Annotated in this window: 24 protein-coding genes and 1 pseudogene; 8 read left to right on the top strand and 17 right to left on the bottom strand. The window is 67.0% G+C overall.

Features of this window, described 5'->3' with window-relative positions; all coding sequences use genetic code 11:
- Positions 1 to 30 precede the first annotated feature (30 nt).
- Positions 31 to 1,125, bottom strand: coding sequence for an NAD(P)H-dependent amine dehydrogenase family protein (locus ABQE44_RS09725; protein ID WP_448429411.1), 1,095 nt, complete (start codon positions 1,123 to 1,125; stop codon positions 31 to 33).
- 98 nt (positions 1,126 to 1,223) lie between these two features.
- Between ABQE44_RS09725 and ABQE44_RS09720 the strand changes: the two genes are divergently transcribed.
- Positions 1,224 to 2,459, top strand: a complete 1,236-nt coding sequence (locus ABQE44_RS09720) for a cytochrome P450 (protein WP_448429409.1) — start codon at positions 1,224 to 1,226, stop codon at positions 2,457 to 2,459.
- 192 nt (positions 2,460 to 2,651) lie between these two features.
- Here the strand turns inward: ABQE44_RS09720 and ABQE44_RS09715 are convergent, their stop codons facing one another.
- Positions 2,652 to 2,777 (bottom strand): hypothetical protein, encoded by a 126-nt coding sequence (locus ABQE44_RS09715; protein WP_448392510.1) that lies wholly within the window; start codon positions 2,775 to 2,777, stop codon positions 2,652 to 2,654.
- Positions 2,778 to 2,839: 62 nt separating this feature from the next.
- The gene (locus tag ABQE44_RS09710; RefSeq protein ID WP_448392509.1) at positions 2,840 to 3,595 is read right to left on the bottom strand and encodes an SDR family oxidoreductase; all 756 of its coding nucleotides are present in this window, start codon (positions 3,593 to 3,595) and stop codon (positions 2,840 to 2,842) included.
- A gap of 116 nt (positions 3,596 to 3,711) precedes the next feature.
- On the opposite strand from ABQE44_RS09710, the gene fadD4 reads away from it, so the two are divergent.
- The gene (fadD4, locus tag ABQE44_RS09705; RefSeq protein ID WP_448429407.1) at positions 3,712 to 5,244 is read left to right on the top strand and encodes a fatty-acid--CoA ligase FadD4; all 1,533 of its coding nucleotides are present in this window, start codon (positions 3,712 to 3,714) and stop codon (positions 5,242 to 5,244) included.
- On the opposite strand, the gene ABQE44_RS09700 is transcribed toward fadD4, so the two are convergent.
- Together ABQE44_RS09700 and ABQE44_RS09695 are read right to left on the bottom strand one after the other, a co-directional pair.
- Entirely contained in the window at positions 5,241 to 6,296 is a 1,056-nt protein-coding gene (locus ABQE44_RS09700) for an NAD-dependent epimerase/dehydratase family protein (RefSeq protein WP_448429405.1), read from the bottom strand. The genes fadD4 and ABQE44_RS09700 overlap by 4 nt on opposite strands.
- A gap of 40 nt (positions 6,297 to 6,336) precedes the next feature.
- Positions 6,337 to 7,278 (bottom strand): NAD(P)/FAD-dependent oxidoreductase, encoded by a 942-nt coding sequence (locus ABQE44_RS09695; RefSeq protein WP_448429403.1) that lies wholly within the window; start codon positions 7,276 to 7,278, stop codon positions 6,337 to 6,339.
- 78 nt (positions 7,279 to 7,356) lie between these two features.
- Here ABQE44_RS09695 and ABQE44_RS09690 point away from each other — a divergent pair, with 78 nt between their 5' ends.
- From ABQE44_RS09690 to ABQE44_RS09680, 3 genes are all read left to right on the top strand, one after another.
- A complete protein-coding gene (locus ABQE44_RS09690; RefSeq protein WP_448429401.1) occupies positions 7,357 to 7,839 on the top strand; it encodes a DUF4383 domain-containing protein in 483 nt (160 codons plus the stop codon).
- 87 nt (positions 7,840 to 7,926) lie between these two features.
- Positions 7,927 to 8,502, top strand: coding sequence for a CsbD family protein (locus ABQE44_RS09685; protein WP_448429399.1), 576 nt, complete (start codon positions 7,927 to 7,929; stop codon positions 8,500 to 8,502).
- Positions 8,503 to 8,504: 2 nt separating this feature from the next.
- Entirely contained in the window at positions 8,505 to 9,182 is a 678-nt protein-coding gene (locus ABQE44_RS09680; RefSeq protein WP_448392503.1) for an IF2 family translation initiation factor, read from the top strand.
- A 6-nt stretch (positions 9,183 to 9,188) separates the two neighbouring features.
- Here the strand turns inward: ABQE44_RS09680 and ABQE44_RS09675 are convergent, their stop codons facing one another.
- Positions 9,189 to 10,601, bottom strand: a complete 1,413-nt coding sequence (locus ABQE44_RS09675; protein ID WP_448429397.1) for an NCS2 family permease — start codon at positions 10,599 to 10,601, stop codon at positions 9,189 to 9,191.
- Between the two features lie 10 nt (positions 10,602 to 10,611).
- The gene (locus ABQE44_RS09670; protein ID WP_448392501.1) at positions 10,612 to 11,046 is read right to left on the bottom strand and encodes a MarR family winged helix-turn-helix transcriptional regulator; all 435 of its coding nucleotides are present in this window, start codon (positions 11,044 to 11,046) and stop codon (positions 10,612 to 10,614) included.
- Positions 11,047 to 11,097: 51 nt separating this feature from the next.
- Here ABQE44_RS09670 and ABQE44_RS09665 point away from each other — a divergent pair, with 51 nt between their 5' ends.
- Positions 11,098 to 11,763, top strand: a complete 666-nt coding sequence (locus ABQE44_RS09665) for a TIGR03086 family metal-binding protein (protein WP_448392500.1) — start codon at positions 11,098 to 11,100, stop codon at positions 11,761 to 11,763.
- Here ABQE44_RS09665 and ABQE44_RS09660 read toward each other — a convergent pair.
- Entirely contained in the window at positions 11,721 to 12,092 is a 372-nt protein-coding gene (locus ABQE44_RS09660) for an NYN domain-containing protein (protein ID WP_448392687.1), read from the bottom strand. The two genes, ABQE44_RS09665 and ABQE44_RS09660, sit on opposite strands and share 43 nt — an antisense overlap.
- A gap of 67 nt (positions 12,093 to 12,159) precedes the next feature.
- Between ABQE44_RS09660 and ABQE44_RS09655 the strand changes: the two genes are divergently transcribed.
- Positions 12,160 to 12,516 carry a hypothetical protein gene (locus ABQE44_RS09655; protein WP_448429395.1) on the top strand — a complete coding sequence of 119 codons (357 nt, stop codon included), beginning with the start codon at positions 12,160 to 12,162 and terminating at the stop codon, positions 12,514 to 12,516.
- A gap of 77 nt (positions 12,517 to 12,593) precedes the next feature.
- Here the strand turns inward: ABQE44_RS09655 and ABQE44_RS09650 are convergent, their stop codons facing one another.
- Complete coding sequence (locus tag ABQE44_RS09650) at positions 12,594 to 12,932, bottom strand: STAS domain-containing protein (RefSeq protein WP_448392499.1); 339 nt, start codon at positions 12,930 to 12,932, stop codon at positions 12,594 to 12,596.
- Between the two features lie 191 nt (positions 12,933 to 13,123).
- On the bottom strand, positions 13,124 to 14,362 hold the full coding sequence (locus ABQE44_RS09645; RefSeq protein WP_448392498.1) for a DNA polymerase domain-containing protein: 1,239 nt from the start codon (positions 14,360 to 14,362) through the stop codon (positions 13,124 to 13,126).
- Between the two features lie 65 nt (positions 14,363 to 14,427).
- On the opposite strand from ABQE44_RS09645, the gene fadD2 reads away from it, so the two are divergent.
- A complete protein-coding gene (gene fadD2, locus ABQE44_RS09640) occupies positions 14,428 to 16,116 on the top strand; it encodes a long-chain-fatty-acid--CoA ligase FadD2 (RefSeq protein WP_448392497.1) in 1,689 nt (562 codons plus the stop codon).
- A 48-nt stretch (positions 16,117 to 16,164) separates the two neighbouring features.
- Here fadD2 and ABQE44_RS09635 read toward each other — a convergent pair whose 3' ends face one another.
- From ABQE44_RS09635 to ABQE44_RS09605, 7 genes and pseudogenes are all read right to left on the bottom strand, one after another.
- Positions 16,165 to 16,482: a hypothetical protein gene (locus ABQE44_RS09635; RefSeq protein ID WP_448392496.1), complete on the bottom strand. Its 318-nt coding sequence runs from the start codon at positions 16,480 to 16,482 to the stop codon at positions 16,165 to 16,167.
- A 40-nt stretch (positions 16,483 to 16,522) separates the two neighbouring features.
- The gene (locus tag ABQE44_RS09630) at positions 16,523 to 16,798 is read right to left on the bottom strand and encodes a hypothetical protein (RefSeq protein WP_448392495.1); all 276 of its coding nucleotides are present in this window, start codon (positions 16,796 to 16,798) and stop codon (positions 16,523 to 16,525) included.
- Between the two features lie 31 nt (positions 16,799 to 16,829).
- Positions 16,830 to 19,055 carry an acyl-CoA dehydrogenase family protein gene (locus ABQE44_RS09625; RefSeq protein WP_448429394.1) on the bottom strand — a complete coding sequence of 742 codons (2,226 nt, stop codon included), beginning with the start codon at positions 19,053 to 19,055 and terminating at the stop codon, positions 16,830 to 16,832.
- A pseudogene (locus ABQE44_RS09620) lies at positions 19,033 to 20,452 on the bottom strand (MFS transporter). The gene ABQE44_RS09625 and the pseudogene ABQE44_RS09620 overlap by 23 nt, the downstream one beginning before the upstream one ends.
- On the bottom strand, positions 20,418 to 21,389 hold the full coding sequence (locus ABQE44_RS09615; protein WP_448392492.1) for a 2-hydroxyacid dehydrogenase: 972 nt from the start codon (positions 21,387 to 21,389) through the stop codon (positions 20,418 to 20,420). Before ABQE44_RS09615 ends, ABQE44_RS09620 begins: the two are co-directional and overlap by 35 nt.
- Positions 21,380 to 22,522, bottom strand: a complete 1,143-nt coding sequence (locus tag ABQE44_RS09610; RefSeq protein WP_448429392.1) for an alpha/beta hydrolase family protein — start codon at positions 22,520 to 22,522, stop codon at positions 21,380 to 21,382. Before ABQE44_RS09610 ends, ABQE44_RS09615 begins: the two co-directional genes overlap by 10 nt.
- Positions 22,519 to 23,142 (bottom strand): TetR/AcrR family transcriptional regulator, encoded by a 624-nt coding sequence (locus ABQE44_RS09605; RefSeq protein WP_448392490.1) that lies wholly within the window; start codon positions 23,140 to 23,142, stop codon positions 22,519 to 22,521. Before ABQE44_RS09605 ends, ABQE44_RS09610 begins: the two co-directional genes overlap by 4 nt.
- Between the last annotated feature and the right edge of the window lie 2 nt (positions 23,143 to 23,144).

The raw sequence follows: 23,144 nt of genomic DNA, 5'->3' as shown, positions 1-23,144 counted from the left end.
GGTGTACGTTTCGCGAGAGGTCAGGTGCGGCTACAGCTGGATCGCGCCGAACACGGGCGCGGTGACGATTCCCGGCGGCGCGGCCAGCACGTAGGGGATCGCCCGCACCGCGCTCATCCCGATCATCAGGTGTCCGGGGTTGGCGTCGTCGAACCCGGGCGGCACGTCATCCCATGCTTGGCCGCTCGCGCCATCCCACCCGACATCGAGTTGCAACTCGAAACTCGGCACGCCCTTGATGACGGCCCGGATGAGCGGTGCCTTCTCGCCGTCGGCCAGCGGCCGAAGACCCCATTGCGGCAGGTCGCGGGTCAACACCCACTCTTCGTGGATGGCCAGCAGACCGCGGCCCTCCCACCAGCCGGTCCACGAGAAGCGTTGGCCCACAACCAACCCCGGGTCGATGGTCCCGACCGCGATTTCGATGGGATGGTCGAGGGTGGTGCACTCGACGCTGACCGCGATGTCCGACAGCGTGATGCCGAGAACGTCGGCGGTGGCGTTGAGCGCTTGACGGTAGGCCATGTCGAGCTTGGCGATGATCGGGGAGTCGGCGCTCACATCCTCAGGTGGACGGCCCATCCCCATCAGGTCGACGAGCATGGGCCTGCTGTCGATGCCCGAGACGTCGACTGCTTCATAGAGGTCGATGCGCTCGATGCTCTTGCTCAACCCGGTGACCGTCGTGACAAGGCGCTCGAACATGAACCCGGGGTTCTCGCCCGCGGCGTGAAACCTCGAGTTCCCCTCCGCGCACGCCCGGGCGAAGGCGGCCTCGACGTCGGCGCCGTAGGTCGGCAGGTGGTTGTAGGAGGTCGTGGTGATCACGCTGGACCCGGCGGCCAGCAACCGGCAGATGTCCTCGGCGTTCGTCTCCACGGCGTGGGCCTTGCTGGCCGCGTGCACCACCACGTCGGCCCCGAGCGCGGCGATCGCCTCCTTGTCCGTCGTCGCGGCGACGCCGGTGGTCGCGGGCAGGCCACACAGCGCGCCGGCATCCACCCCGGCTTTGTCCGGGTCATAGACCAGCACCCCGACCAGCTGGAAATCAGGGTTCTCGATGAGCTCGGCGAGTGCGGCCCGCCCGACCGCACCGGTGGCCCACTGAACGACCCGGATAGCCAATCGAACGCTCCTGGTTGCGGTTTGGTGGGCCCGAATCACCCACGGCCGATCAACCTACCCTATACAAACCGCAACCGACAGGGTGTATGTTGAGTTGCGTGGTGGAGCCGGCGACCGAAGACCTCGAGCAGCAGATCCGGGAAGCGCAGGAGAAGTTCAACGCCGGCATGGGCGCCGACGGCGACGCGTCGCCGTACCCGTTGCTCGAGGAACTGCGCGCACAGGGCCCCATCCATCCGGGCTGGCCGGAGATGGGCATGGTCGGTAACTCCGGCGATGGGCCACCGACCTTCACCGCCTACACGTTCGACACCGTCAAGGCGATCTTCACCGACCACATCACGTTCAGCACGCGCTGCTACGAGGACGTCGTGCGACCGCTGCAGGGACCGACCATCCTCGAAATGCAGGACCCCGAACACGCGGTATACCGCAAGCTCCATGAATTCGCGTTCGCGCGGTCGTCGATGAAACGGTGGGACACCGAACTCGTTGGCCCGCTGGTGAACCACACCATCGCGAAAATCAAAGACGCCAAACACGCTGACCTGGTCGACGCGGTGTTCATGCCGATTCCGGTGCGGGTGATCGCTGCGCTGCTGGGCCTACCTGATTCCGACGTTCCGCAGTTCCACCGACTCGCCATCGACCTGCTGGGCTTTCGCGCCGACATGGACTGCGCGCTGCGCGCATCCGCGCAGATGAAGGATTACTTCGTCGAGATCCTCGCCGACAAGCGTAGGTCGCCCAAGGACGACATGGTGTCGATCCTCGCGGCAGCCGAGGTCAACGGTATCAAGATGTCCGATGAACAGATCTACGGCTTCATGCGCAACCTGCTGCCCGCGGGCGCGGAGACCACTTCACGGTCGACGGCGAGCCTGGCGTTCGGATTGCTCACCCATCCCGACCAGCTCGACGCGGTGCGGGCGGACCGCTCCCTGCTGCCGCAGGCCATCGAAGAGGGAATCCGTTGGGAGACCCCACTGCTCAACTTCATGCGCGAGGTCACCTGTGACACCGAGCTGGCGGGGGTGGCGCTGCCGAAGGGCGCGACGATGATGCTCAGCCTCGGCAGCGCCAACCATGACGAAACCCGCTGGGATCGCGCGGAGAATTTCGACATCTACCGGGAGCGCAAGCCCCACATCGGATTCGCACACGGTGCGCACGTCTGCCTCGGCATGCATCTGGCCCGTCTGGAAACCACCAAGATCTTCAACGCCTTGTTCGACGAACTCCCGGGGCTGCGGCTGGACCCCGACGCGCCGGCGCCCTTCATCACCGGAATGATGTTCCGGTCACCGCCGCGCCTCGAGGTGGTGTGGGACTGAAGCGGTCGCGGCCTAGTTTGCCAGAACCCGCGGGAACCGCACATGTTCGGCGATCGAGGCCTGCCGGCTGAAGCTGGCCAGACCGAAGAAGTGGGTCTGCATCGACGGATCGCCATCGATGGTCAACGTCCAAGCGTCCCTGGGCTGTGGCCAGTGCTGCGAATAGTCGCCGCCGACCGTGACGCCGATCGGCTACCGGTACACCACATACACCCGGGCACCGACCGGCTGGAGATCGGGCCGATGGTCCAGGATCGTGGTGACCATCTCGGTTCCGACTCCACCGGTGGACCACTGAATCACTCGCAGTACAGGCATCTGCGGCATCCTCGGCGAAAACGCGCTGGGCTGGGCCGCGGCGAAATCGGCGAAAGAAAGCGTCAGCGCCCGGTGATCCGCGGTGCAAGGTGGACGATCTCGGGCACCACGGTCGGTGAACGGCGGGCCGCGGCCACCAGCGACACCAACGTCTCGGCGACATCCGAAACGGCCGACATCTGTTGGGGTATCTGACCGTGGTGCGCCCACGCCCGGTACAGCTCGGCGAGCAGGTCACGGTCGGCACCCCGCAGGATCTCGGTGCCCTCGGTCGGTCCGACGCTGACCCGGATGATCGGCAACTCGGGATGTTCGCTACGCCAGGCGCGCAGGATCTCGTTCAGCGCGGCCTTGCTCGCGTTGTAGGCGGCGACCCCGGCGCGCGGACGACCGACATCATGGCTGGACGCCACCAAGATCACCGGATCGGCCGATAGGTGCGGCAGTGCCGCGCGCAGCACATGTGAGGCGCCGACGGCGTTCACGGTGTAGGCATGCACCCACGTGGTGATGTCGGTGTCCTCGATGTGGGCGAAAGGAACCACGGTGCTGGTGAACACAACCACGTCGAGCCCGCCGAGGACATCGGCGACCTGGTTTACGACCGGTTCGATGGCCGGGGGTTTGGACACGTCGAGTTCGTGAGCCGAGCCGTCCAGCATGGCGGCTGACTTCTCCAGTACGTCGACGCGCCGTGCCGCCAACGCTACCCGCGCGCCACGGGCGTGGGCCGCGACGGCGAACGCCTGGCCGATACCCGATGACGCGCCGACGATGAGCGTTCGCGCTCCATCGAGATCGACTGGTTGTCCACCCATCTGACAAGCCCTCTTCCGGTGCGGCCCTCGAACTACAGGAGTATGAGAATAGATATTCTCATACTCGCCCGCCGTTACTGCTCGCGGTCTACCCTGGATGCGGTGGTGGTGCGCGGATGCGGCTGAACGATCAAGTGTCCCCGGACAAGCCGGCGATCATCCTGAACTCCAGTGGCAAGGTGGTGACCTACGCCGAACTGGACCGACGCGCCAACCAGATCGCCCATCTGCTGCACCGCCGCGGGATCGTCGCCGGGGACACCGTCGCGATCCTGATGGACAACAACGAGCACGTCCACGCCATGATGTGGGCCGCCCGTCGAAGTGGCCTGTACTACACGCTGCTCAACACCCACCTCACCGCTTCCGAGGCGGCATACATCGTGGGCGACTGTGCAGCCAAGGCGCTGATCGGGTCGGCAGGAACACGAGACATATGCGCGGTATTCGCCGATCACCTGCCCAACGGATTGCCCGCCGTCACGATGATCGCCGATGCCGACCTCGACGGGTGGCTGCGCTACCCGGAATGCGTTGCCCACGAACCAGCCACCCATTTCAGCGCGCACGACGAAGGTGAGCTGCTGCAGTACTCGTCGGGCAGCACCGGCCGGCCCAAAGGCATCAAGCGCCCGCGCGGCAGCAGCGGTCCCGCGCGGGGCGCCAAACCGTCGACACCGGTGTTCGAAAGGCTCGGCGTGAGCACCGAATCGGTGTACCTGAGCCCGGCGCCCCTGTACCACACCGCCCCAGCGATGTGGACCATGTGTGCTCAGGCCACCGGGGCCACGACGGTGATCATGGAACGGTTCGACGCCGAGGAGGCGTTGGCATGCATTCAGCGCCACCGGGTCACCCACGCACAGTTCGTACCGGCGATGTTCGTCAAGATGTTGCGGCTGCCCGAAGCGACCCGCGTTGAATACGACCTGTCCACCCTCGAACGCGTCGTGCATGCCGCGGCGCCGTGCCCGCCGGAGATCAAGCGTCAGATGATCCAGTGGTGGGGACCGATCGTCGACGAGTACTACGGCTCCTCGGAGGGCGCGGGCATCTCCTTCATCCGCGCCGAGGAGTGGCTGCGTCACCCGGGATCGGTCGGGCGTCCGCTGATGGGAACGCCGCACATCCTCGACGAGAACGGATCCGAAGTCTCCGCAGGGCGAGTTGGTGAGATCTACTACGAGGGCGGATACGAGTTCGCCTATCTCAACGACGATGCCAAAACCGCCGCCGCGCGGTCACCGCAGGGCTGGGTCACGGTCGGAGACGTCGGGTACCTCGACCGGGACGGCTATCTGTATCTCACCGACCGACGAGACCACACGATCATCTCCGGCGGCGTGAACATCTATCCGCAGGAGACGGAGAACATGTTGGTCAGCCATCCGCTCGTCGTCGACGCGGCCGTGTTCGGCGTGCCCGACGAGGTGATGGGCCAGCGCGTCAAGGCAGTCGTGCAGTTGACGCAGCCGGAACTGGCCTGCGACGCACTGGCCGCAACGTTGATGGGTTGGCTCAAAGAGCGGTTGGCGCACTACAAATGCCCACGCTCCATCTCGTTCGAACCGCAGCTGCCGCGTACCGACGCCGGAAAGCTCTACAAACACAGGCTCATCGAACGTTACGGTCGCGGCGCAACGACCTAGGGTGTCGCTTGTTGCCCCACGCCGGTCAGAAGCTCCTTCTCGCGAAATCGCCCGCCCGCGTTCGGGTCCAAGGGCGGGGTGGCCATACCCCCACCCGCCCGCAACCCTTCGAGAAACTCGCCGATCGCCTCGAGCGCCGTGTGGGACGGCGTCCAGCCGAGTTCGGTGCGCGCCCGCGTGGTGTCCATGATCGGCAAGCTCAGCGCCAGATCGAACAGCGTCGGGCTGGCAGGAACAAGATGCAACCGCCACGCCGCGGCCACCGCCGCACGGATGGGCGCGACGGGCAGCTTCACCGGTCGCGCGCCGAGAAGTTCACCGAGGGAACGGGGATCGACAACAGGGTCGGCCGCGACGTTGAACGCGCCGTGCACCGGCCGCAGCACGGCCAACCGAAACGCGTGCGCCGCGTCAAGCGAGTGCAACGCCTGCAGGCGTAGGCCGCGCAAGTCCGGCACGATCGGCAGCAGCGAAGGGCGCGCCAATATTCTGGGCAGCAGCGGGCCCGCGAAGAGTCGGCGTTGCTCGGATGCGGATTCGCGTTTGAAGATGAAGCCCGGCCGCAACCGCACGACCCGGATCTGTGGGTGGTCACGTTCGAACGCGTCGAGAACCCGTTCCAGGTAGGACTTTTCGCGCCCATAGGCCGCAGTCGGCAGCGCATGGGTCGGCCATGTCTCGTCGACACCGCGATCCGTGGGCCCGGGTGAGTACGCCCCAACCGACGACGCGTACACCAACACGCCGACGCCGGCGCGCGCCACCGCGTCGAAGACCCGGATCGCGCCGAGCACGTTGTTGGTCCAGGTCGCCAATTCATCGTGTGTCGGCTGAAAAAGCCACGCCAGGTGCACGACGGCGTCGGCGCTGCGGAAGTGCTCATCGAGTGCGTGACGCGATATGTCGGCCTCGACCCAGGTCGTCTTCGCCGGCTGCCACTTCGGCCGGCGGCGGGCGATTCCCACGATCGTGTCGACCTGCTCGTCGCCCGCGAGCACCTCGACCACGCTCGTTCCGACGTTGCCTGTCGCACCTACCACCACCACGCGCATCGCACCACCTCCAGCGGCGGATTACCCGCTGCTACCCGGCTTAGTCGCCGTCCGGCGGATAGGGCAGTTGGAATTCGTCGGCCAACAAGCTCTGGACGATGATCATCGCGGTTTGGGATCCCGCGGCGATGGCCCCGGCCACATACGGCTGTTCAGCGCACAGGTCGCCAGCGGCGAACACGCCCGGTGCGCTGGTTCGGTGCAGTGCGTCCACGCCGACGGTGTCGGCAGAAAGGGCGCCTTCGGCGCAGGCGGCGCCCAACTTTTCGGCAAGCGGCGAACGCTGGCGCAGCGGGGCTTCGACCAGGAGCCCGTCCCGCGGTAGCCGGTCACCGTCGGCGAATGCGATCGCGGTCAGCGCTCCGTCGTGGCTGATGAGTTCGACGACGCGGCGTTCGTCGATCGCGACGTTGGCTGCGTCCAGTCGTCGGCGCGCATCGGCGTCGAGTTCGGCGGCCCCGTCGGTGAGGAGGACGACGTCGTCGCTCCAGCCGCGCAGCATCAGCGCCGAGTGGACCGCTTCCTCCCCTGCGGCCAGGGTGGCCAGCCGCTTGTCCCGCATTTCCCAGCCGTGACAGAACGGGCACTGAAACACCGAGGTGCCCCACAGCGGGTCGAGCCCGGGAAGGTCCGGCGGGCAATATTGCATCCCGGTGGCCAGCAGCACCCGCCGGGCGGCTACCCGCTCACCGTTGTCCATGTCCAGCAGAAACCCGTCGTCGACGGCGGCTCCACTGACCACCTGTCCCTCGCGGTACTGCACATTCGGATACGCGGCCAGTTCACGGCGACCGGTCGCATACAGGTCGTCGGGCGCGCGGCCGTCGTGGCCCAGCAGCCCGCCGATCGCCGATGCCGCGGAGTTGCTCTGCTCGCCGGCGTCGACCAGCAGGGTGCGCCTGCGCGCCCGGCCCAATACCAACGCGGCGCTCAATCCCGCGGCGCCGCCGCCGACCACGACGCACTCCCAGTCTTCACTCATGGCACGAGCGTTACCGGTGCCGCTGGTAGCGAAACTTTCCGGGTGTTTCAACAGCGCTTGATCGGCTACCCGGCGGCCATGGCAACTCCAGGTACTCAAGGCAGTCCCGCGGCTTCACCGACCTCCGGCCGGGCACCCGTGCAGTGGGCGTCGCTCGCCGTCGGCGCGGTGTTTTTACTGGTGGGCGTGCTCGGCTTCATCCCGGGCATCACCACGAACTACGACACGATGACGTTCGCCGGCCACCATTCCGGGGCCCTGCTGTTGGGCGTGTTCAACGTCTCGGTCCTGCACAACATCGTGCACCTGTTGTTCGGAGTGTTGGGGCTGGCGCTGTCGCGCACCTTCAACGGGGCGCGCGGTTTTCTGATCGTCAGCGGCATCGTCTATGCGCTGCTGTGGCTTTATGGGCTGATCATCGACCATGACTCCGCCGCCAACTTTGTGCCGCTCAACACAGCCGATGATTGGCTGCATTTCGGTCTGGCTGTCGGAATGCTCGCGTTGGGTCTGATTCTCGGGCGCACCCGCAACGCCCCCGATGACCGACGCCACGTGTAGTTGGGCCTTGGAGTGGGCCTGGGCACATCGCGTTTGACATCGCGGCGATCGGTGAAACCCGTCCCCAGACAGTTTCAGGAGGAACAAGTGACCCAGCACAACAAGGCTGATCAGGCGCGTAAGGGAATGCTCGCGTCGGTGAAGGGCAAGGCGAAAGAGGTCGTCGGCGCCGTCACCCGCAACGACTCGCTCACCGCTGAGGGACAACTCGAGCAGACCGAGGCCCGCAAGCGCAAGGAGGCCAGCACCACCGCATCGGTGGCAGAGGCCGAAGCCGAGCAGGCGCGCGCCGAGGCCGCCGAAGCCCGCCTCGAAGGCGCCGCCGAGCGCACCGGGGTAGAGGCAGCGGCCGCGGCCGAAAAGCAGCAGGCCGACCGGCAGCGGGCCGCCGAAAAGCGCACCGTGACCGAGGCCGCCCACCAGGACCTGGCTGCCGAGCGGCAGCAGGCCCAGCGCGATGCGCAACGTCAGGTGCAGGAGGCCAGGGCGGAAGAGCGTGTCGAAACCGCCGCCGCACACGCAGAAGCCGACGAGGCACTCGATGACCAATGGGAGTCCGTGCGGACATCGGCGCATGACCGCGCTGACGCCGCGCGTGCCCGCGAGCGCGCCGAGGAACTGGCCGACGAGGCGGGCGTACCGAACGATCGGGAAGGGAGCTGACGATGAAAATCACCGATGTTCCGTTCGCAGTACTGCGCTTCCAGTACCAGCTCGCCCGGTTGCCCCTGCAGGTGATCGAGGAGCAGGTGGTCTCCCGGATGGACTCCGAGGCGCCGGCGCGGCTGTTCTATGAGCGTTCGCTCGGCAAGCTCGACGTCACCGTCGGAAGCGTGCTCGACGCCCCCGAGGTGGAACAGCGGGGCACGGCACTGCTCGAGCGCAGCGACGCGCTGCGCCGTGCCACCCAGCTCGAGGAGACCGCCACCGAGCGGGTCAAGCACGCCAACACCGAATTGAAGCGCACCCGCCAGGAAGCGGCTGAAGCCAAGAACCAGGCCCGCGAGGACAAGAACCAGCAAGTCAAGCAGGCACAAAGCAACGCTCAGCAGCGCAACCGCGCAGCGGTCGAGAATGCCGAAAACCGTATCTCCGGCGGTACCAAGCGGGCCGACGAAGTCGCTGAGCGGCGGAAGAAGTCCGTCGAATCGGCCAAGAACCAGGAGCGCGCCGAGATCACCAAGGCCGAACAGCAAGCCGCGGCGGCGGCCACCGCGAAGCTCAACGATTCGACGGACAAACGCGTCGCGGCGGCGAACAAGCGCTCCCAGGCCGACCAGATGTCAGATCTGGCCGACGCGGAGAAGCAGAAGCGCCAGGCCGACGGGGAAGCCGACAGCTGAGCGGCTTTACATGCCGATCAGCGACTCGATCCAGCCGCGGGCGAAGTAGAGCAGAAATCCCGCGGCCACGATCCACAGCAGCGGGCTGATTTCGCGGAACTTGCCGGTGGCCGAACGCAATACGACCCAGGCGATGAACCCGACGCCGATGCCGTTGGCGATCGAGTAGGAGAACGGCATCGCGACGACGGTGAGCACCACCGGCAGCGCAACCGAGAACTCCGAGAGGTCGACGTGGCGCAGGTGCGATGCCATCATCACGCCGACGACCACCAGCGCGGCCGCTGCGACTTCGGTCGGCACCACGGACGCCAGCGGCGAGACGAACATCGCGGCCAGAAACAGCCCGCCGGTCACCAGGTTGGCCAAACCGGTCCTGGCGCCCTCACCGATGCCGGCGCCCGATTCGGCGAAGACGGTGTTCGACGACGCCGACGTCGCACCGCCCACGACCGCGCCAGTGCCCTCGACGATCAGCGCCGAGCGCAGGCGCGGGAAGGTGCCCTTCTCGTCGGCCAGGTCGGCCTCGCGGGACAGTCCGGTGAACGTGCCCATCGCGTCGAAGAAGTTCGCGAAAACCAGCGTGAACACGAACATGACGGCGGCGATCACACCGATGCGTCCGAAGCTGTCCAGGCTGACCGCGCCGACCAGCGACAGATCGGGCACCGCGAACGGCGAACCCGACAGCGTCGGCGCCCCCAACGACCAGCCGCCGGGATGCTCGGCCGCCGAGCCGAGATGCCAGATGGCCTCGATGACCACTGCGGCAGTGGTGCCCGCGGTAAGCCCGATCAAGATCGCGCCAGGCACCCGTCGAGCAACCAGAACCGCGGTGAGCAGCAACGTCACCACGAACACCACCGTCGGCACCGTGCTGATCGAACCGCTTCCGTCGCCGCCCAACCCCACCGGCGGGGACGGCAGCCCGGTGGCGCTGATGAAGCCGGCGTCGACCAGCCCGATGAACAGGATGAACAACCCGATGCCTGCCGTGATGGCCAGCTTGAGCGGCATCGGCACCGCATCGAACACCAGCCGGCGCAGCCCGGTGGCGGCCAGGACCACGATGATCACGCCGTTGACGACCACGAGGCCCATGGCCTCGGCCCAGGTCAGCGAGCCGACCAGGGTGGTGGCGACGAACGAGTTGATGCCAAGGCCGGCGGCGAACCCGAACGGTAGCCGCGCCACCAGGCCGAACAGGATGGTCATCACACCCGCGGCCAGCGCCGTCACCGCCGAGACCTGCTCGAACGCCAGGCTGTTGCCTGCGACGTCGTCGCTGCCCCCGAGGATGCTCGGGTTGAGCACGATGATGTAGGCCATCGCGATGAACGTGACCAGGCCACCGCGAACCTCGGTCGCCACCGTCGATCCCCGCGCCGAGATCTCGAAGAAGCGATCGAGGCGGTTCATCCGTCTGAGCTTATGGGCGCCGCCCAGAGCCCGTCATCTCGGCGAGCGCGCGCAGAAACACCCGTCGGTCTCCGGCCGAGAGCACTGAAAGCCACTGCTCCTCGCCGCGTTGGATGTCGGCCTGCGCCGCATCCTTTACCGCCCGGCCGGTGTCGGTGATCGCCAGCAGGCGCACCCGCCGGTCGTCGGGGTCGGGTCTGCGCTCGATGTAGCCCTTGGCCTGCAGTTCGTCGAGCGTGGGAATGATGCGCGTCTTGTCGGCGCCGATGGCGGAGGCCAGCGCGGCCTGGGTGCGCACCGGCGCGTTGTCGAGTGCCAGGAGTACGGCGTACCCCCACATCGACAGCCCGTGTTCGGCCAGCACGGGCTGCTCGGCGGCGATCAACTCGCGGATGAGTGGGGCGAGCATCGCGGCCAGGTCGGGGCGGTTGGCCTCGAAGGGCATGACCGGATATTAGGCATTGACCAATCATAGACGTGTGCCTATCGTAAGCGCATGCATACGAATATCTCTGACGTCCGACCGCTGCATCGCCGCGCCGTCACCGCATCCGTCGACGTCGTCGCGGGCGTGACAACTGAGGACCTCGACCGTTCGACGCCGTGCGCGGGTTGGGATCTTGCCGATCTGCTGGCGCATATGACCGTGCAGCATTACGGGTTCGCCGCGGCGGCCCACGGACAGGGCGCAGACCTGGCGGTCTGGGCGCCCGCCACGGTGGCCGATACGGTCCGGGCCGATCCCGCGGCAGCGTACGCCGCGGCAGCAGCCGAGGTGCTCGCCGCGTTCGACGCCGACGGCGTGCTCGACGCCACCTTCGCCATGCCCGAATTCGGGCCTGGCGCAACCATTCCCGGCGAGATGGCGATCGGCTTCCACTTCGTGGACTATGTCGTGCATGCCTGGGACGTCGCCCGCTCGCTTGGCGTGGCGTTCACGCCAGAGGCCGACGTGCTGAGTGCCGTGCTGCCGCTGGCGCTGGCCGTCCCCGACGGCGACATCCGCACCGCGCCGAACTCTCCGTTCGCCAAGGCGCTCGATGTCAGCACGGCGGCAGGGAACTTCGACCGGCTCCTGCTGCACCTGGGCCGCCCGCCCGAGTGGGCGCCGGCCGCCGCTCAGCTCGGATCGACGAGGTTGCGCAACCTCTCCGCCGGGTAGACCGCTGCACCAGCGGCCCGGACCCGCTCGGACAGCGCGCGATCAGAGGTGGCGACAACGACGTCGGCGGGGTGCTCGTCGGCGAGCACCAACCGCACGATCTCGTCGTCGGCGGAGTTCGCCGCGGCTCGCGGTGCGTGGGCGATGGTGATGACGGAGGACTCGATGGGCGGCGATGGCGGACGTTCGAAGACCACCGTGACGTGGTCGTCTTCGGGAGCCCATCGCTCGAGGTGGCCGACGAGCGTGGCCATCGCCCCGGCCCGGTTACGCCACCAGCCATCGGGGCGCGACCCGATGACGTTCATGCCGTCAACGATCCAGTGCATATGCCCGCCCGTGCGGTGCGGAAGGCGTAGCGCGAAGCGCCGCTGGGTATGCATTCAAGGACACGCAATGAGAACGGAGGAGATGTTGGCACTCCAATGTCATCGCAGTCGAGTGATTTCCGCCGCGGCGCTCATCGGTGCGCTTGCGGCAGTACCCGCGGTCGTGGTGGTGGCTGGTCAAACCAACCCGACCCTGCTACCGAGGGCGCAGTCGTGCACCAACGAGATGACCGGCAGCATCAGGATCGCCGACTGCATACCGAGTGTGAACCCACCGGAAAGGCATATCGATGAGCGGGGCCCGAACCAATTGCCCACGCTGTACGGGATTCCGTGCGGCGGTAGCGAGTGCCTCGGCCTGAGCCGGGCGTTACAGGGCGCTGCGGCGCCGACGCCGGATACCGAGGTGCGAAGCAACCCCTAGGGGCGCTTGTCGTGCCGCCGACCGAGCAGGTATCCCAGCCAGCGAATATCGAGTAGCACGGTATTTGGACCTTTCCGCTATGCGGTCTTCTTGGTCAGCAACGGCAGCAGGCGGCGGCGTTCGTCGATACCTGCGGCGAATCGGTGAAGGGCGTCGGGCACAGAGGCGGCGACCGGGAAGCCGGCCGCGACGCCGCCGAGCGCGTCCTCCACCGCGGCGCTGGTGATCAACGCCCACTGGACCTCGGTGGCAAAGCAGGCTTCGTCTACGCCGTAGAACAACGAAACACATTGCGGGGTAAACGAAGTCACGCCACTCAGGTCGAGCACGAAGCCCTTCTCGGCGAGCACGAACCGCCGGGCGAACGCCGTAACGCGCTCGATGTTGGTGTCATCGACGACACCGCTGATGGTCACGACTGTGGCCAGTTGGCGACAAACCGCGTGAATCTGGGCCCCAGCGCAGTCGAATGACGGATTTCCGTACACCACTGCCTCCTCTCGAGGTCCTCAACTTGAAGTCCAAGGTAGGCGGCCAATCTAAGGCAACCGGGAGTGGTGGCTAATACTTTGGTAAGGAAGCCGTTTTCGGCCGCAGTAGCAAATCGTCAGTCGCGGCGCATCCATTGCGGACCCGAATAGTTCTCCCACGGGTCGTAATCGGCGAGCAAGAGTTCCTGTGGTGGCCGCTGTTTTTCCGGCACATGCTGCAGGTTGATCCGGATCCGATACCAGATCGAACTCGGCCCGCGCATGCCGTCGACGAGAACATCTGCGGGCCGCAGCTTTTCGGCTACCGACGGGTAACGTTGGCGCCACTCGTCAAGGGCTGCCATCGCCTCGTCCTTGGTTTTGGTGCGGGCGATCTCGATGAGCGGCTTCGAGGAGACCCGGCGGCCGGCCGAGCTCTTCTTTGCGCCGCGCGGCGCCTTCTCGGGCGGGCCGAGCCGGTCCGCGAGGTCGAGCAGGGCCTCCAGCGAACCGGCCGAGTCGTCCATGTCCGCCCACGGGTCGCCGATGGCCTCGAACCGTTTGGGCACCGTCGCGATCGTGAACTCCTCGGGCTGACAGTCGGGCACTTCGCCCCACCGCAGCGGTGTCGAGACCCGCGCGTCGGGCGTCGCGCGTACCGAGTACGCGGAGGCGACCGTGCGGTCGAAGGCGTTCTGGTTGAAGTCGACGAACACGCCTTCGCGTTCCTCTTTCCACCAGCGGGCGGTGGCCTGATCGGGTGCGCGTCGCTCGACCTCGCGGGCCACCGCCTGCGCGGCGAGGCGGACGAACTTGAACGGCCACCGCCGTTGGATGCGCGCATAGATGTGAAAGCCGCGCGATCCCGACGTCTTGGGCCACGCCGTCAGCCCGTGGTCCTCGAGGACCTCACGGGCGACCAGGGCGACGTCGACGATCTGGCGCCACGTCACGCCGGGCATCGGGTCGAGGTCGACGCGCAACTCGTCGGGGTGTGCGAGGTCGTCGGCCCTTACCGGATGCGGGTTCAAATCGACGCAGCCCATGTTCACCGCCCACACCAGCCCGGCGGCGTCGGAGATGACGGCCTCGGCGGCCGACGTCCCCGACGCGTATTTCAACTCCGCAACGTCGACGTACTCGGGTCGCTTCGCGGGTGCGCGCTTCTGGAAGACCGCTTCTTCGGTGATGCCCTTGACGAACCGCTTGAGGATCATCGGCCGGTCCGCGACCCCGCGCAGGGCGCCGTCGGCCACCGCGAGGTAGTAGTGGATCAGATCGATTTTGGTGACCCCGAGATCGGGAAAGATCACCTTGTCGGGGTTGGTGACCCGCACCTGCCTGCCGCCCACCTCGAGCTGGAGCGGACCGGCCATGTCGCCATGGTAGTTGCGCGCAGCATTCCTGCCGCCGTGCGACGCAAGTCACATATTGTGGCGGTATGCCCAAGCTGACAGATGTCCCGACGCTGGCCGCGGCCAAAGCGCAGCAGCTTCTCGAACGCGGCTCGGCCGAATTGCACTACTTCACCAAGATGTTCGGCGCTGGAGCGTTCAAGCTCGAGCCGCCCCAGAACATCGCCGCGATGTTGGCGGACATCCGGCGCTGGGGTGAGTTCGGGATGATCCCGGCGCTCAACGCCCGCCGCACCCCGGACCGCGCCGCGGTGATCGACGACGACGGCGAGATCACGTTCGGTGAACTCGACCACGCGGCGCACTGTGTGGCCAACGGCCTGCTGGCGATGGGCGTCAAGGGCGGCGACGGGGTCGCCATCCTGGCGCGCAACCACCGCTGGTTCCTCATCGCGTTCTACGGTGCCGCCCGCGTCGGCGCCCGCATCATCATGCTCAACAGCGAGTTCTCCGGCCCGCAAATCAAGGAGGTCTCCGAGCGCGAGGGTGCCAAGCTGATCATCTACGACGACGAGTATGCCGATGCGGTCGCCAAAGCCGAACCGCCCCTTGGCAAGTTGCGTGCGTTGGGGAAGAACCCCGATAAGGAGCAGCCGTCGGGCAGCACCGACGAGACCCTCGCCGACGTCATCGCCCGCAGCACCGGGCGGCCCGCACCCAAGGCCAGCAAGCACTCGTCAGTCATCATCTTGACCAGCGGCACCACCGGAACCCCGAAGGGCGCCAACCGCAGCACACCGCCCACGCTGGCGCCTATCGGCGGCGTGCTCTCGCACGTGCCGTTCCGGGCCAACGAGGTTACGTCGCTGCCCGCGCCGATGTTTCACGCGCTGGGTTTCCTGCACGCCACCATCGCGATGATGCTGGGCACCACGCTGGTGCTGCGCCGCCGCTTCAAACCGGCCACCGTGCTCGAGGACGTCGAGAAACACAAGGTGACCGCCATCGTCGTGGTGCCGGTGATGTTGTCGCGCATGCTCGACACCCTCGAGGGCATGGAGCGTAAACCCGACCTGTCGTCGCTGCGCATCGTGTTCGTGTCCGGCTCGCAGCTCGGGGCCGAGCTGGCGACCCGGGCGCTCGAGGACCTCGGCCCGGTCGTCTACAACCTCTACGGGTCCACCGAGATCGCGTTCGCCACGATCGCGCGGCCGCAGGATCTGAAGAAGAACCCGGCCACCGTCGGGCCCGTGGTCAAGGGTGTGAAGGTCAAGATCCTCGACGACGACGGCAACGAGTTGCCGCAGGGCGAGGTGGGCCGGATCTTCGTCGGCAACTTCTTCCCGTTCGAGGGCTACACCGGCGGTGGGCACAAGCAGATCGTCGACGGCCTGATGTCCTCGGGTGATGTCGGCTATTTCGACGAGGACGGACTGCTCTTCGTCAGCGGCCGCGATGACGAAATGATCGTGTCCGGCGGCGAGAACGTGTTCCCCGCCGAGGTCGAGGACCTGATCAGCGGCCATCCTGACGTTGTAGAGGCCACCGCGATCGGCGTGGAGGACAAGGAGTGGGGCCACCGCCTGCGGGCCTTCGTCGTCAAGACCGACGGCGCGTCCATCGGTGAGGACGACATCAAGCACTACGTGCGCGATCACCTCGCCCGCTACAAGGTTCCGCGTGAGGTCGTCTTCCTCGATGAACTGCCGCGAAATCCGACCGGCAAGATCCTCAAGCGCGAACTCCGGGAAATAGAAGTCGGCGAGCAGACGTGAAAAACCCGAAAAGCGAGGGTTTTTAGGGGAGTTTGCGTCTGCTCACGGTCAATTGGAGCCCATCATCGCGGCGCCGGGAACCGACAGGCAGACCAGCATCAGCAGGAGCAGAAACCAGCCGGCGCCCTGCCACGCCACCCAGCCGCTGTCCTGGGCCTTCCACATCCGGTAGGTCCTGACGAACGCAACGATGCCGCCGATGAGCAGGATCGCGGGCACGGTCGAGGCCGCGACGACCGAGGTTCGGTCGACGAACGCGTAGATCGCGAACGCGGCAGCGGCGATGGCGATCACCACGGCCCCGTACTTGACGGCCGCACGAAACGCGTCGGGCCGGTTGAACCGCTTCTCAACGTCGTTGGTCATAACACCTGTGTTTCCGTAGTTGTGGCCGCTAAAACGAACGTCACGGACCGTTGATGTACCAGGACAGACAACCGGGGAAGCCGCGGCAGGCGATCACTGCGTTCTGGTCGGGCAATCCGCCGCGCACCTTCGGCGGCCGCGGGCCGAAGTTGCACGACGTCACGTACGGGTTGCCCGGGGCGATGCCGTCGTAGCAGGGCGCAGCCTCGTGCTGGGCTGCCGGTTGGTCAATCAGCACAGTGGGCGCGACGAACAGGCCCACCGCCGCCGCGCCGACGGCCAGCACCCGCGCTGTGCGAACCCTCAGGCTGCTCATTCCACCAGGTTACGCCCGGTGGCAACCCGTTTTACGGATCGCGCGGCAGGCCGAGCAACCGCTCGGCGATGATATTGAGCTGCACCTCGGTGGTGCCGCCGTAGATCGTGGTGGCCCGGCTGCCGAGCAGGTACTCGATCCACCTGCCCTGGGTCTCGTCGGGTTCGGCGATCGCGCCGTCGGTGCCGAACGACGTCACCGCGAACTCCGCGTAGCCCTGCCCCGTCTTCATCGACAACAGCTTAGAGATCGCGGCGGCGGGCATCGGGTCACCGCCTGCCAGGGTCAGCAGCGTCGAACGCATGTTGAGGATCTTGGCGGCGTGACCCTCGGCGATCAGGTGACCGGCGTGGTTCTGCTCGATCTGGTCGAACTGGCCGTCGCGAATGAACTCCACGAACCCGTTGAGGTTGGCCAGAAACGGCGGCTCGCTGCTGCCGATCGAAACCCGCTCTGCGGTCAGCGTGTTGCGGCTGACCTCCCAGCCGCGGTTCACCTCCCCGAGAACCATGTCGTCGGGCACGAACACGTCGTCGATGAAGACCGTGTTGAACATCGCGTTGCCGGTCAGCTCCCGCAGCGGCTTGACCTCGACGCCGTCGCTGGCCATGTCGAGCAGGAAGTAGGTGATGCCATTGTGTTTCGGAGCGCTGGGGTCGGTACGGGCCAGCAGGGCACCCCACTGCGAGTACTGCGCACCGGTGGTCCAGATCTTCTGCCCGCTGATCCGCCAGCCGCCGTCGACCTTGGTGGCTTTGGTGCTCAGGCTGGCCAGGTCCGAACCGGCGCCGGGCTCGGAAAACAGCTGACACCAGATCATCTCGCCGCGGAACGTCGGCGGCAGGAAGCGCTGCTTCTGCTCATCGGTGCCGAACGCGACGATCGACGGGATGATCCAGGCGGCGATGCCCATGGCCGGGCGCTTGACCCGTCCCGTTTCGAATTCCTGAGCGATGATGATCTGCTCGACGGGTCCGGCCGAACGGCCCCACGGCTTGGGCAGGTGCGGCTGCACCCAGCCACCCTCCGCGATCGCGGTGTTGCGCTCTTCACTCGGAATCGCTTTGAGCCCAGCGACTTCCGCGCGGATCTCGTCACGCAGCTTTTCGGTATCCGGATCGAGGTCGATGTTGAGTGGGCGCATCCCCGCGTTGGTCGCGACGTCGACGACCTGCTGCGGATAGTCGGCGAGGCGCCCGAACGCCGCCGCCAGCACCAGCGCGCGCCGGTAGTACACGTTGGTGTCGTGCTCCCAGGTGAAGCCGATACCGCCGTGCACCTGGATGCAGTCCTGGGCGCAGTGTTGAGCGGCCACCGGGGCCAGGGTCGCGGCGACGGCCGCGGCGAACTCGAACGCGCTGTCGTCGGCGCTGTTCTCGGTGCCTTCACGCGCTTCGTCGATGGCGCGGGCCGCGTCCCACACCGCGGCGGTGGCCCGTTCGGTCTCGGCGATCATGTTCGCGCACTTGTGCTTGACGGCCTGGAACTGGCCGATCGGGCGGCCGAACTGCTCGCGGATCTTGGCGTACTCCGACGCGGTGTCGGTGGCCCAGCGCGCGACGCCGATGCACTCGGCCGACAACAGCGTCGAGATCAGCGCGCGCGCCAGCGTCGGGCTCAGGTTCTGCAACACTCGGTCGTCGCCGACCTCCACGGCGTTGGCGCGCACATGGGCCACTGGCCGCAGCGGGTCGACGCTCTTGACGGGTTCGATCTCGAGCTGGTCGGCGTCGAGCACCACCCACTTGGAACCGCTCGTTCCCTCCTCCAGGCCGGCGACGGGGAGCACCAGCAGCGACGCCTCCGCGGCGGCCGCCACCGCGCGCACTTCGCCGCGGATGACGAGGCGCGCCGAATCGTCTTCGCTCTGCCGGGTGGCGGTCAGCCCGGAGTCGATGGCGTATGTGGCGATGGTGCTGCCGGACGCCAGGTCGTTGAGCAGTTTGGCGTCAGGGTCGTGCGCTGCGATGAGCGCGCTGGCGATGGCCGACGGGACGAACGGCCCCGGCACCGCTCCGTAGCCGAACTCGGCGAGGACGATGGCCAGCTCGAGGATGCCGAACCCCTGTCCGTCGACGCTCTCGGCGAGGTGCACCCCCTGAAGACCCTGCTCGGCCGCGGACTTCCAGTACGGCGGCGGGTTCGGGATCGGTGTTTCCAGCGCTTCGTGCAGCACCTCCGACGGCGCCACCCGCTCCACCAGGGACCGCACCGAATCGGCGAGGTCGTTGTGCTCAGTGCTGATTGCGATCGGCATGGTCGTCTTCCCTCGTATCGTCTGTCCCCAAACTAACCGGTGGGTTGGGACCGAGGCTACCTTGACGCGATCGGTCCCGAGCAGGCGTGGCGCGCAACGTGGCCACTACGACCGCCGAGAGCACCATCACCGCGCCCACCGTCCACATTCCGGCCCGCTCGCTTCCGGTGAGATCGACGAGTGCGCCGGTCACATACGGTGCGGCGAAGCCGCCGAGGTTGCCGACCGAGTTGATCAACGCGATCGCGCCGGCGGCGGCCACCCCGGTCAGGAATCGCGACGGCAACGCCCAGAAACTGGGTATCGCACTGAACACCCCGACCGCGACGACGGCGACCGCGATCATCACCAGGACCGGGCCGTCCAGATACAGCGCGACCGGAATAGTCAGGCCGCCGATCAGCATCGGGACCCCGACGTGCCACACGTGTTCGCCGGTCCGGTCGGCGTGGCGCGACCACAGATACATCCCGATCGCCGCGCAGGCGTAAGGGATCGCGGTGATCATCCCGATCTGCAGGATCGACAGCGTGAGCCCGAAGCTCTGCTGGAAACCTGAGATGATCGACGGCAAGAAGAACGCCAGCGCGTACAGGCCGTAGGCGATCCCGAAGTACACCACCGCCAGCGCCCAGATCCGCGGGCTGCTCAACGCGCGCCGCAGCGAGAAGTCGAAGTGCTCGCTGACCTGACGCTCTTCGTCGGCCAATACCTCGACGAGCCAGCGGCGTTCCTCGTCGGTGAGCCAGCGCGCGTCGGCGGGTTCGTCGGTGAGGTAGAACCAGCACACCACCCCGAGCACCACCGCCGGGATGCCGCAGCAGATCATCATGAACTGCCAGCCGGCCCCGAAGACGTCGTCGCCGACGTGGATCAGCCATGCCGCCAGCGGTGTGCCGACGGCGGCGGCGATCGGGGTGGCCAGCATGAACATCGCGACGATGCGGGCCCGGTAGCCGCTGGGAAACCAGCGGCTCAGGTAGAAGATGACGCCGGGAAACAGCCCCGCCTCGGCGACCCCCAGCAAGAACCGCAACACCAGCAGGGTGGCTGCGTTGGGGGGCAAATCCGATGGCCACCACGACAATTCCCCACGACACCGCGATCCGGGCCAGCCAGCGTCGCGCACCGAACTTGTGCAGCGCGAGGTTCGACGGCACCTCCACCAGGACGTAGCCGATGAAGAAGATGCCCGCCGCAAAACCGAACATGGTCGCTGACAGCTGCAGGTCTTCGCTGATGCTGGCTTTCGCGATGCCGAGGTTGGTCCGGTCCAGATAGTTGACGAAGTACAGCGCCATCAGAAACGGCACCAACCGCACGACGGCTTTGCGCACGGTGCGGGCCCGCAGCGACGGCGCGCTAATGGCGTTTCCCGTCGACCGCGTTGACCACATTCTCCAGGCCGTGGCCCTCCTGCAGCCGCCGGCAATTGGCCACGGCGTGGGTCAGGTAGCGCTGCATGGTGTCGACGGTGTACCAGCTGACGTGCGGGGTGAGCACCACGTTGTCCAGGCGCAGCAGCGGGTTGTCGGGGGAGACCGGTTCGGTGGCGAACACGTCGAGCCCGGCCGCGGCCAGCCGACGGGCGCGCAGCGTCTCGGTCAGCGCGATCTCGTCCACGATCGGACCACGCGAGGTGTTCACCAGCACCGCTTCGGGTTTCATCCGGGCCAGCGCGGTCGCGTCGAGCAGGCCCAGCGTCTGGTTGGTCAGCGGAAGGTGCAGCGAGACGATGTCGCTGGCGGCCAACAGGTCCGGCAGCGACCGCCAGCCGGGATGCCCGTCGTCTGCAGTGCTGGTGTGCAGCACCTTCGATGGCGGTGTGCCCATCGCGACCACGATCCGTTCGACGCGTCTTGCGATGTTGCCGTAGCCGATGAGCCCGACGGTGCAGCCGCTGATGTCGCGCACGGTCTCACCGAGGCTGGGGTCCGACGGCCAGCCCCGTCCCTCGCGGGTGGCGCGGTCCAGTTCGATCAGCCGGCGCAGCGCGGCCAGCATCAGCAACACCGTGCCTTCGGCTACCGACGCTGCGTTGGCTCCCGGCATGTTGGCCACCGCGATACCCAGCCGGCTGGCGGTGTCGACGTCGACCGTGTTGACCCCGGCGCCCAGCTTGTGCACGAGCCGCAGCCGACTCGCCTTCTCCAGGTCGGCGCCCGAGATCGGGCGCAGCACATGCCAGAGCACGTCGGCGTCGGGTAACTCGCGGTAGAATGTGTCGTCGTCATCGGCTGCGCAGTAGCGGATGTCAAGCCAATCAATGTGCGGGGCAAGGGATTCGGCGACCTTGTCACCAGGCGCGAAGTGGGCGAGGACTTTTAACGCCATCGCTTCGCAATCCACTTGGCGATCAGGTCGGCCTTCTCGCTGCGGGCCCCGGGCGTGGTGAAGTAGTGGTCGGTGTCGACCGAGCACGGCGTCTTGTCGGTGCTTGCCAGCGCGTCATAGATGCGCTTGGCGTCCGACGGGTAGACCCCGGTGTCCTGCTCGGCGTTGATCACCATTGCGGGACAGTCGATTCGGGCCAAGTGCGGTTCGGCGCGGGTCTGGGCGTGACGCAGGCTCCACATGCCGATCCAGTTGCGCAGCGTGGATGCCGCGGCGATGCCGTGCGCCGAGCGGTTGGCCTTCACCGGGACGCCGGCGTAACACATGTTGGGCGGTCGTTTCGTCGGTTCCAGGGTCGGATCGACCATGCGCGGATCAGCCCAGGTGCGCATCACCGTAAACGGGCGGTCCGAGTAGCCGGCGGCGCGCACCCGCTTGAGTTCGGTGTCGGCCCAGTCGGTGATCGCGTGATTGCGGGCGATCTGGGCGGCGCGGTAGCGCTCGACGAACTCCGCAGAGTACGGCGGCCCGTTCCGCTCGTTGAACAGGTCCAGGTCGGGATCGGTTGCGACGGCGTTGTTCTCGTCGGTCACCGCACCGTCCATCCAGGCGGTGAGCACGTCCGGCCGGCCGGGGTGCGCGGCGCTGGCGATGTAGCCGTCGGCGGGCGGCAGGTCGCTGAGACCGGCTGCCGGCCGCATCCCGAGCAGCGGTGTCGCATGCGGGTCGACGGCCTGCGCCTGATAAGCCGCCATCAACGACCCGCCACCGGAGTTGCCGAGCAGCACAACGGTTTCCACCCCGGCGACCTCACGCAGCCAGCGCACCCCGACGCCGATGTCGACCAGCGCATGGTCGAGCAGGAAGCTGCTCTCGAAGCCGCGGTAGCGGGTGTTCCAGCCCAGAAAACCGATGCCGCGGGTGGCCATGTAGTCGGCCAGATAGTGCTCGGAGAAATCGATCTGGTAGTGCGTGGCGATCATGGCCACCTTGGGTTTACGGCCCAGCCCGCGGTGGTAGAGGCCCTGGCACGGATGGCCGCCGGCGCCTGCTCGGCGCGCGGTCGCCGAGTCGAGCCCGACGAACTCGCGGGTGACACCCGGCGCGCCGCCATTCACCGGTGTTCTGCTCATCTGGGTCCCTTGCAGTAGATCGTCCGGTAGAAGATGTTGGCCAGCGTGGTGATGCACGCTTCGTCGTTCACGGCGGCCGTTCCCTCGCCCGACAGCTGCGTGTAGCAGAACTGGTTGAGCATCGACACCAGCGCCACCGCGATCAGGTGTGGATCGTCGTCGCGGCAAAACCCTTGCCGCGCTGCATGTTTGACCATCTTAGTGATCAGCGCGATCGGCAGCGCGCAGATGTCCTTCCAGTACTGGGCGAAGTCGTCGTTGACCATCGCCAGCTGTGACACGCTGATCATCTCGGCCAGCCGGTCGCGGTACGTGGTCCAGTGCGCGGTGGCGGCCTGATGCGAGCGTTCCCAGTTGGTCAGCGCGGGATCCTCCGCGCCGCGGGACCGTTGCCTGGCCTCGTCGCGGAACCGCACGGCCCACTCGCGGACCATCGCTTCCTTGGAGTCGTAGTAGTTGTAGAACGACGCCGTGGACCGTCCGGCTTCGGCCGCGATATCTGAGATCGTCGTGGCCAGAATGCCTTTGCGTGCAATCACCGCGCGGGCGGCGGCGTCGATGGCCGCCTTGGTCTGCCTGCCGCGCACGGTCGGCAGCGGCATGCGCGGCGTGACGGTCATTC

It is taken from the genome of Mycolicibacterium sp. XJ2546 (genome assembly GCF_053483195.1).
The sequence above is the reverse complement of the archived record's forward strand: the minus strand, read 5'-3'. Positions and strand labels throughout refer to the sequence as shown.